Annotated in this window: 8 protein-coding genes; 3 read left to right on the top strand and 5 right to left on the bottom strand. The window is 42.4% G+C overall.

Features of this window, described 5'->3' with window-relative positions; translation table 11 throughout:
* The first annotated feature begins 492 nt into the window (after positions 1 to 492).
* Positions 493 to 1,581, top strand: coding sequence for a chorismate synthase (gene aroC / locus V7L05_RS17540; protein WP_335165822.1), 1,089 nt, complete (start codon positions 493 to 495; stop codon positions 1,579 to 1,581).
* Positions 1,582 to 2,480: 899 nt separating this feature from the next.
* The gene (locus tag V7L05_RS17535; RefSeq protein WP_335165820.1) at positions 2,481 to 3,266 is read left to right on the top strand and encodes a DUF928 domain-containing protein; all 786 of its coding nucleotides are present in this window, start codon (positions 2,481 to 2,483) and stop codon (positions 3,264 to 3,266) included.
* 366 nt (positions 3,267 to 3,632) lie between these two features.
* Here the strand turns inward: V7L05_RS17535 and V7L05_RS17530 are convergent, their stop codons facing one another.
* The 3 genes from V7L05_RS17530 to V7L05_RS17520 all read right to left on the bottom strand — a co-directional run bounded on the left by V7L05_RS17530 (position 3,633) and on the right by V7L05_RS17520 (position 5,281).
* The gene (locus tag V7L05_RS17530; RefSeq protein ID WP_334784936.1) at positions 3,633 to 3,905 is read right to left on the bottom strand and encodes a DUF3143 domain-containing protein; all 273 of its coding nucleotides are present in this window, start codon (positions 3,903 to 3,905) and stop codon (positions 3,633 to 3,635) included.
* A gap of 224 nt (positions 3,906 to 4,129) precedes the next feature.
* Entirely contained in the window at positions 4,130 to 4,699 is a 570-nt protein-coding gene (locus V7L05_RS17525) for a J domain-containing protein (protein ID WP_442937869.1), read from the bottom strand.
* Between the two features lie 177 nt (positions 4,700 to 4,876).
* A complete protein-coding gene (locus tag V7L05_RS17520) occupies positions 4,877 to 5,281 on the bottom strand; it encodes a thiol-disulfide oxidoreductase DCC family protein (protein ID WP_335165818.1) in 405 nt (134 codons plus the stop codon).
* Between the two features lie 44 nt (positions 5,282 to 5,325).
* Between V7L05_RS17520 and V7L05_RS17515 the strand changes: the two genes are divergently transcribed.
* Positions 5,326 to 6,099: an SDR family oxidoreductase gene (locus V7L05_RS17515; RefSeq protein ID WP_335165817.1), complete on the top strand. Its 774-nt coding sequence runs from the start codon at positions 5,326 to 5,328 to the stop codon at positions 6,097 to 6,099.
* 197 nt (positions 6,100 to 6,296) lie between these two features.
* Here V7L05_RS17515 and V7L05_RS17510 read toward each other — a convergent pair whose 3' ends face one another.
* A complete protein-coding gene (locus V7L05_RS17510; protein WP_335165815.1) occupies positions 6,297 to 7,739 on the bottom strand; it encodes an FAD-dependent oxidoreductase in 1,443 nt (480 codons plus the stop codon).
* A gap of 51 nt (positions 7,740 to 7,790) precedes the next feature.
* On the bottom strand, positions 7,791 to 9,737 hold the full coding sequence (locus V7L05_RS17505; protein ID WP_335165813.1) for an amino acid transporter: 1,947 nt from the start codon (positions 9,735 to 9,737) through the stop codon (positions 7,791 to 7,793).
* Positions 9,738 to 10,285 lie beyond the last annotated feature (548 nt).

The raw sequence follows: 10,285 nt of genomic DNA, 5'->3' as shown, positions 1-10,285 counted from the left end.
CGGCTTTAGGATCTTTACTTGTTCGTAGGTCATTAATGCTACCCAACTCTAACTTATTTGTCCCACGCATCTGGGACTTTTGCAAGAGGTCTATTCAAGAACTGGCAGATTTTTTTCATATTTTGCCTGCTGCTTTTTTCCCAAATAGTCTTGAATAACCCGTTATTAGTTGAGTGTAGAAGTGCGATGCCTAGGTTGGGCTACGCCTACGCACTTTTGAAACTTGTGGTCAGTGTTGAGTAGTTCACACTTGGACAATTATTAAAGTGAAGTGACAATAAAAACCCCTGGCTAACTACCAGGGGTAATGCAAGTCAGTACTTTTTCGCATGGAATGTATCTTCCTCAAATACCATAGCAACCGGTTAATTTAGATATATGCCATTTTGCCAAACAAAAAAAGCCCTACCGTATTTGTTAGATCAGAGCAAAAACAAACTTTTGCAAGAACTCTAGGTAAAATACATAAGCCTTAACTTTTTCCTCAATATCATGGGCAACACTTTTGGACATCTATTTCGGATAACTACTTTTGGCGAGTCTCACGGCGGCGGTGTGGGGGTTGTGATTGATGGTTGTCCTCCACAACTAGAAATTTCGGCAGAAGAAATTCAAGCAGAACTAGATAGAAGGCGTCCCGGACAAAGTAAAATTACTACCCCTCGCAAAGAAGCGGATACCTGCGAGATTTTATCAGGGGTATTTGAAGGCAAAACACTCGGAACGCCGATCGCAATTTTGGTACGTAATCAAGACACTCGTCCCCAAGATTACGATGAGATGGCCGACAAATATCGACCTTCTCACGCGGATGCAACTTATGATGCAAAATATGGCATTCGCAATTGGCAAGGTGGGGGTAGGTCGTCAGCGCGTGAGACAATCGGAAGAGTCGCAGCAGGTGCGATCGCTAAAAAAATTCTCCGTCAAGTTGCCAATGTGGAAATTATCGCTTACGTCAAGCGCATCAAAGACTTAGAAGGTGTAGTTGATCCAAATACTGTCACCTTAGAACAAGTGGAAAGCAATATCGTCCGTTGTCCCGATGCTGAATGCTGCGATCGCATGATTGAATTAATTGAGCAAATAGGTAGACAAGGTGATTCTATCGGTGGTGTCGTCGAATGTGTGGCGCGAAATGTCCCGAAAGGTTTGGGCGAACCAGTATTTGATAAATTGGAAGCTGATATCGCTAAGGGTGTGATGTCTCTCCCTGCTAGCAAAGGCTTTGAAATTGGTTCCGGTTTTGGGGGAACGCTGCTAACGGGAATTGAACATAACGACGAATTTTATATTGATCAAAATGGTGAAATCCGCACACTAACAAACCGTTCTGGTGGTATTCAAGGAGGGATTTCTAATGGGGAAAATATCATTTTGCGAGTTGCATTTAAGCCGACAGCAACAATTAGAAAAGAACAGAAGACTGTCACTCGTGAGGGCGAAGAAACGCTATTAGCAGCCAAAGGACGCCATGATCCTTGTGTATTACCGCGTGCAGTTCCAATGGTTGAGGCAATGGTGGCGTTGGTGCTGTGTGACCATTTGTTACGGCATCATGGGCAGTGTCAGGTGTTGTAGGCACTAGACTTTGAGTTAGACATTGACAATAAATACCAAATATGTATCAGGTAAAAATCACATCTTTCGTAGGGGTTTAGCAATGCTCATGCATGTCAACTTAAGGTGAAAGTTAGTCTATAAGCAGCTTTTAAGATTGTCTCGTTGTCTCGTTCCCAGTCTCCGACTCTTAATGCATTTCGAGAAGCTCCGCCTCAAGACTTGCGGCAGAGGCACAATGAGCAGCATTTCCAGCAAGAGGCTGGAAACGAGGTTTGAAAAGGGTTTTGGCTTAAGTTGACACCAATGAGCAATGCGCTTTACCCCTACAGCATGGTCTATTTACGATCAAAGGATAATTAAGAAAAGCCTGAAACAACCTATTTTTGTTAATGCACATCACATTGTATGGTAACGCATTAACATTGCATCGGTATGCATTGGCATTGCAAGGTATTGCATTAACATTGCATCGGTATGCATTGGCATTGTATGACAACGCATTAACATTGCATCGGTATGCATTGGCATTATATGGCAACGCATTAACATTGCATCGGTATGCCTTGGCATTGCAAGGTATTGCCAAATTTAATTTGCTACAAATTATGAAATGCTGTACAAAGCTTAGACTTTCGTCCGAGCTTTTCTTCAAGGTTTCGATACGAGAGGGGACATCGCATATACCAGCGCATAGACAGTAGAATAATCTTGCATATTAAGTGTCGCCATCACAAAATAGTTACTTGCAGTTGATTAACGGGCTATCTTTCGCTGCTGAATTATCTGCCTTCTGCACTTTTAGTATACCAGCACTGGTTTTTGCAACACAACCATATTTTCAAGCCCATCTGCAAAATATAGGTTGTTTAAGCAGATATCTTCTTAAGACTTGTCCTAGCAACTTATCCAGGTAGAACATGGCTCAGATATTACGTCCTTCCCATAAATGTTTGAGAAAAAGCCTTTTTACATCCATTGATATTGGCTTGAGCTTATTATTGTTATTGATGCCTACAACAGCCTTAGCTGATGGGAGCAATAATTCTAATGATCCCCCACCTCAGACTACAGGAACTTCAGGTGGCTCTAGAGGATGCGAAACTCAGTCCGAGACATCATCTTCAAGTCGCGTTCCAGCCCTGATTTTGCTTGCACCTTCCCAAATTTATGGGCAAAGTTTGGCAACCCGTCCTACATTCGCTTGGTTTATCAGCAATTCTGCCTCCTTGCAAATGGAGTTTCGGCTTTATGAGTATGACCAAGTTAGCAAACAATCTAAGTTGGTAAAAGAGATTAAAGACGAAAATTTTAAAAGTTTACCAGGAATTATGGTGCTATCTCTGTCCAATCCAGAATTGTTAGTTGGTCAAAGATATTTTTGGCAAATCGAATTAGTCTGCGACGCTAATCACCCATCAGGCAATCAATTTGCTACAGCTGCCATGAAAGTAGTTTCACTTCAACCCGATTTGCAAAAGCAACTCTCTCAAAGCAATGATGTTTTAACTAAGGCAAATCTCTATAACCAAGCTCATTTGTGGTACAACACTTTAGAAATCGCTTTAACCTCAAAGGATCAGGCGAAGCTGAGAGAATTAAAGATATCTCTCCTAGAACAAGTAGCAAATGGATCTAAAACAGGACTCAAAGAACAAATTCAAGTAGAACTTACAAAAAGCGCAATTCATCAATTGCAGCGCTAGTATAGCAGTCTGCTTTGATTTTTGTTCGCGCAGCGTGGCGTAGCCATAATTATTTGCGTAGATAGGGAGTAGGGAAGAAGCCTTTTCCGGGTGTACTGATTTTTGTCAAAAATCAACGAGAACCGGCGGGAATCCCATCCCAACAAGAGGGGTGTCCGCGCTTCCAAAGTCATTAGAGACGCGATTAATCTCGTCTCTAATGACTTTGGTCATTGGTGCTAATGACTAATGACTAATGACTAATAACTAATGACTTCGATTTCCCCCCGGCTTCAAGTCGGGGGATGAGTTAACCGCAATTGCATCTTTCGACAATGGTAGCGATCGCTATCAACTTTAGTACGGTGAACGGTACTTCGCACTTTCTTATGGGCCTGAAAACACAGCTTGTTCTACATCATCTCGACTAAGAGAATACTTAAATGAACGTTGGATATCTTGGCCATTTTCCCCAGATTGGACATATCGTACTACGATTTGCTCAACATCGAGCCATAATTCAGCTTGCCAACTAGGCCGCTGCACATGCCAGCAATGCCTCTGTATATCGTCTTGTTGACAGCCTTGGTCTTTTAGCCACTGCTCAATTTGTGGCAGGGGATGATTATATAGGGGAGTATCAGAGGGAAGAAGAGGCATAGGAATTTTGGATTTTGGATTTTAGATTTTGGACTTCGGCTACGGTTCCATCGAGCGAAGTCGAGATGCTCAGTCGAACGATTTTGGATTAGGGAATTTTTTAATTTTTAACAAAGTATGTTCAGTTTAATTCCCCTGCCTCTATAGGCAGCACATTTTGATGCCTAATTAAAATCACCCTTACAAAACTTAATTACGAACGCGAGTGCGTGCCGGAGGCTCTATTACGAATTACGAATTATTTTAATTATCATAGGGGTAATTGGTTGCAACACATGAATAAGGTGCTGTTGTACAGATGGGGTTGGCTGTAGCAAATGGGAATGGATCGCAGTCTCGCCACGAGTTAAGCCAATGGCAACTGCTAATAACAGACAACCTACAAATGTTAACACCAGCATAAATAAAGCAAAGATTTCGCCAGATGAGAGGGGGCGATCGCTCGGATCGAGGTAAGCTGATTTTGACCATTCATCGGAACGCGAGACGGGATGATTCAAATCAGCAGGTGGTTGAATCACTCCAAAGCGGGAATAGCCAATTTTTAAATCATACCTTAACCGACGTTCTGGATGGCTAAGAGTGGCGTAGGCTTCGTTGATTTGCTGAAATTTGGGAGTGGCGATCGCAGTCGGCAAATCTGTAGTATCAGGATGATAGCGTTTGCTCAGTTGCCGATAAGCGCGGCGAATGTCGATTACCGATGCCGAGGGATGCAGTCCTAGCAGGGAGTAATAAGTTGGTTTACTGCTTTGTGGTATTGCCCCGTTGTGATTCACGGCTGTTTGAGTCACTTTGGTCAAATATATTTTTTATATTTTAAATCCTTTCTGAATTGGAGAAGATAGAAGAAGACACAGCAGTTAACAATTCAAAATTCAAGATTCAAATATGACCCTGCCAAATTCGCGGTAGAGCCGCAATCAGGAGCATTTTCAGCTAGAGGCTGGAAACGAGATTTTAAAGCTACCCTATGGATTGCAGCTACCATCCGTACAGTATGAGGATTCATAAGTATTAGAACGCTTACCGAAGAGTGCATAGCGATGATCGCGGATTTGTTCGTAAAAGCGATCGCCTGCCCATTTCATCCCCGGTAAGGCTCGATAAGCGTCTACAAATATACTTCCGACTGGCAATAACCGTCCAATCTCTTCTGCTGCGTTACTACCTTGCCAACGTCTTTGAGGTTCATTGCCATCAATTAAAATCACCCCCTGTTCACAGTCTTGGGCTGTAATTCCCCACTGCAAAAGTGTCTGCTCATCTTGCATGGGAGCGTAGCGAAATAATTTTCCCTTGTCTAAGGTTTCTAGCAATTGCACTAGGGTAACGCAGAGATTACAATTACCGTCGTAGACTATATAGTAGTTCATAAAAACAATTAAATTAACACTAGACTGTTGACTTTTTACTAACAATGACTTCTCTACAAAATCAAATCATTTTGATCACTGGTGCAAGTAGTGGTATTGGTACTGCTTGTGCGAGAATTTTCGCTGGTGCGGGTGCAAAACTGATCTTAGCAGCCCGACGGTTAGAACGTTTGCAGCAGCTAGCAGATACTCTCAATAAAGATTTTAGTACTGAAATTCATTTGTTACAGCTAGATGTGCGCGATCGCAACGCTGTCGAAGAAGCCATTTCTACTCTACCCCCTGCCTGGTCTGACATCGACATTCTAATTAATAATGCTGGTCTAAGTCGTGGTTTAGACAAGTTGCACGAAGGCAGCTTTCAAGACTGGGAAGACATGATTGATACTAACATTAAAGGTTTACTTTATCTTTCCCGCTATGTTGTGCCGGGAATGGTGAGTCGCGATCGCGGTCATGTGGTAAATTTAGGTTCCATTGCTGGACATCAAACCTATCCCGGTGGCAATGTCTACTGTGGTACCAAAGCTGCTGTGAGAGCAATTTCTGAAGGTTTAAAACAAGACCTTTTGGGAACGCGGATACGTGTAACTTCCGTTGACCCTGGTATGGTAGAAACGGAATTTAGCGAGGTGCGCTTTCACGGAGATACTGAACGCGCCAACAAAGTCTACCAGGGAGTTACACCTCTGACAGCAGAAGATGTGGCTGATGTGATATTTTTCTGTGTAACGCGATCGCCCCATGTGAATATTAATGAAGTTGTGCTGATGCCTGTTGACCAAGCTAGCGCTACCCTAGTTAATCGACGGACATAAAAGTAAGCCATCACTAAGAAAATAATTAATTTGTTAACACTCCTAGCACTGTTGAAAAATTGACTATCCTCTTATACCATTTCAGACAAACCCTGATACATATAGATTTCTCGTAAGGAACATTGCTGTGCCCCTACCAACGTATTTGTATCATTATTAAAGTGAAACGGTATTAGCCCCATTCCAGAAAAATATTTCTAAGTTATAAGACTCACTATTAAAGTCAATATTGCCAATCCTCCTAAAATAGCTAAAACTTGAGTAGTTTTGTTACTTTTAGCGAGAATTTCTGAGTAAGATAGTTGATGATTCTGAATTAGTAATATGGAATGGGGATTAAATAGAAAAGGGAATAAACGATTCAAAAGTAAGCGCAGAAAAAAGTTAAGACTCCATAATTGCTTCTGTAGAGGATCTTGATTATATTGCCAAGGATAACTAATTTGGACTAAGCGGATTAAGGCTTTAATATCTGGTTGGCGTAAGCTTTCATAGCGAGGAAGTGCTTGAGAGAGATTATCTTGAGTTGCTGCCAAAATTTCATGGATTTCATAGATATCTTCTAACGCAGAATTAACACCTTGTCCAATGTCGGGAGGAAAACAATGAGCCGCATCTCCCAATAAAATTACTGCTGTTCCTTGGTTCTCTTCAGGTTTTCCCCAAATTTGATACAACCCTGAACAATATTGAGGAATAGGAAATTTCCCGCCGTCACTAGATGCAAATCTGGCTATTTCTTCAGGAGAAATAATCTTTTCTAGGGGAAGCTGAGGAAATGCTTGTGTCAGGAATTGTTTAACTTCTTCTTGGGTTTCTAATTGCCATATCTGATGATCTGGGTAGGTAATAATATTCGCCGTTCTTGGTTGATCAGGATTTTTAAATGGTAATAACCCCAGAGAAATTGCTTTTTTACGCCCTTTAAAAGTAGACCTAATGGTGTAAGCCATTGTAGTTTGTGCTAAATCTTCTTCTGACTCTGATAAGGGAAATTGAGGAGGTAAAGTGAGAACTTTGTATTTTAAACCGGAACTAGCAGAAGGAAACTTTTGCATTTCAAAGGAATGTGATTGACCTTCCATTTGATGAAGAGTTTGACGCACAATAGAACTGAAGCCATCACAACCTACTATCAGAGTAGGAATAAAGCTCAATTTTTCTTGATATTGAGATTGGGTAATAACTTCTAAATGCTCTATATGTTGTTTAATTTCTACACACTCAGTATTAAATAAGACCTGAATCGAATCTTGCCAATGTTGATGAATTTCTTGGTAAAGTAAATCTAAAAAAGATGCTCTTGGCAGCCAATACGCAGTCTTGCGTTTAGAATCAGCGATGGGTAGTTTTGTTGTTTTGCGTGTGCCGTCTTTTTGAATGAGAGTCCAATAAAATTCGGTACTAGAGACACTCAAATCAGCTAGTTTGGCAGTTAGTTCTAACAAATCAGTTAATTTTTGCCCTCGACCATCAATTTGATAACTAAAGGATTTATCTGGTTCGTAATAATCTGCTGATGGTCTTTTTTCAATAACTGTAATATCTTTCCAGCCTCTTTTCGCTAACATTAAAGCTGTGGCTAACCCCGCCGGACCTCCTCCGATAATGACAACATTTTTCTTGTAGGAATTATTCATTAGACCTCTGGGAAAAAAGTTTTGTGGTTATTATTAATTCGTGAAGCTTAATTAACCCCCGACATGAACGCCAGGACGCCTGTGAGAATTCTTTTCAGCCCGACGGAGTACTTCACGGGTAACTACAGCAATATCACCCTCCCCAAACAAGATAAAACGCAGTAAGTATTGTATGGGGTTGCCTTCAACCCAACCGAAGTAGGCATGGGGAATCTTACCTGTTTGGTCACGAATATACAGCAATAAAGCCGCGATCGCATTAGGTACTGCTGCACTCTCAGCCCGGAGGATGCGATAATCACCAACTTGCACTCCTTTGACTTTGATCACATCCGCAAACTCCGAAGCATCTGATACACGAATCTCTAAAAAAAGAATTGGATCGTTGGGTGGAATATGGTTGTCCTCGCGTACCTCTTTCTCTTTCATAAAATACTCTAGGACATCGCCCTTATTCAACCGATTTGCAATCAGTCGGATTGCTCCCTGGCTCTCTTCGGCAAGGAATTGGCCAGCAAGTTCGTCAAATTCGATCTGCTCTGCTCGTAGTTCCGTTGAACGCCACACACGAGAAACCAGCGAAGTAAAAATGATCGCACCGATGAAGAACCCAGCGATCCTAATCCCTTCTGGTCTTTCGATGATATTGACAATAGTGGTATATAAAAATAACAGTGTGATTATGCCAAAAACGAGTTTTGCCCGCTTCTCTCGATGACGGTGGGCTGATAGAGTGACGGCAAAGGCAGCTGAAGTGATCAATACAAGCACACCAGTTGCGTAAGCCCCACCTTGGGCTTCCACATTTGCCCGAAAGATAATTGTCACAACAAAGGCGATCGCTGTATAGACTAAAACTAAAGGTCGCGCTGCTCGTGCCCAATTTGGTGCCATTCCATAGCGTGGTAAGTAGCGGGGCACGATATTGAGCAGCCCTGCCATTGCAGATGCACCTGCAAACCACAAAATGGAAATAGTACTTAGATCGTAAATTGTGCCCAAGCCATTGCCTAGATATAGATGTGCTAAATAAGCAAGGGCGCGTCCGTTAGCTTTGCCCCCAGACGCAAATTCTGCGGTTGGAATCAGTAGAGTAGTTATAAAGCTGGTGGTGAGCAAAAAGAAGCTCATAATTAGAGCAGCAGTGGTCAGCAGCTTGCGTGTATTCCGAATCCGCCCTTTGGGATGTTGGGAAGTGTCACTGCTGCTACCTTTGACGAGGGGCATAACGGTCACACCAGTCTCAAAGCCTGACAATCCCAACGCTAGTTTGGGGAATATGAGGAGAGATATGCCGAGTAGCATCAAAGGGTTGGAATGGCGTGCAAAAAGTGCCGTCTGCCAGTTAACGATCGCTTCTGGGTGAATTATGATCTGATACACACCGACGTTAACGATAATCAAGTTTAACAGCAGATAAAGTGCCACTAAAACTACTGCAATACCAATCGCCTCTCGGAAACCTCTCAAGAAAACTGCGCCTAGTAATGTAACTAATATGAGAGTTATTGCGATCGTTTGATTGTGAAGCCAAATTGGGATCAGCGGATTTTCGATGATATGAGCTGTAGCATCAGCAGCCGACAAGGTAATGGTAATAATAAAGTCGGTTGCCACAAAACCAAGTAGGCACAGCACAAGTAATTTGCCTTGCCACCAGGGGAGCAAACGCTCTAACATTGCGATCGACCCTTCCCCACGAGGGCTTTCGGCAGCAATGCGCCGATAGATTGGCAATGCTCCAAAGAGTGTCAGCAAAACCAGAATCAGGGTAGCCACAGGAGAAAGAGCGCCAGCTGCCAGGGCTGCAATCCCAGGTTGATAGCCAAGGGTAGAGAAATAATCTACACCAGTTAAGCACATCACCTGCCACCAAGGATGTTGGCGATGTGGTTCTTCCTTGCGATAAGGTCCTTCCTTCTCTCGTCGGTCTTCTTCAAGCAACCAGTTGATTAACTGTTTGCCGAGCCGTTTTGTTGAAACAATTGATTTAGCCATCAAATACGGTTGTGTTGCAAAAGTCGGCTTTGTGATTTTTTTAAGCCTTTGTAGTTTATTAAAATTTTCAACTACAAAGATATAGCACTATTATTGTAGGCTAAGCGTCCTGTCCGATTTACAAAATATATAGTAGCTGCTCGTAGTCGTCTGGCGTATGAAGATAAATTGCAGCTTTTGGTATTAGAATAATCAATATTATATCCGTATATTTTCGGTTTAACCCTTTTTGATACGAATACATTGGTAGGGGCACAGCAATGCTCATAGGTGTCAGCTTAAGCTAAAACCCTTTTAAAACCTCGTTTCCAGCCGGAGGCTGGAAATGCATCTCATTGCGGCTCTGCCGCAAGTCTTGAGGCGGCAGCCCTCTCGGAATGCATTCCCAGTCGGAGACTGGGAACGAGACAACCCTTTTTGATACAAATACATTGGTAGGGGCACAGCATTGCTCATTGGTGTCAACTTAAGAAGATTTTGCCCAAATTTGTTGGGTGTAAGCGTCAATCTCTCGATGGCGCTTACGCCTAGTTTTGACTAATCCAAAC

Source organism: Nostoc sp., from assembly GCF_036917755.1.
Taxonomy (GTDB): Bacteria; Cyanobacteriota; Cyanobacteriia; order Cyanobacteriales; family Nostocaceae; genus Nostoc.
Note: the sequence above shows the minus strand (reverse complement) of the source record. Positions and strands in the feature narration are given on the sequence as shown.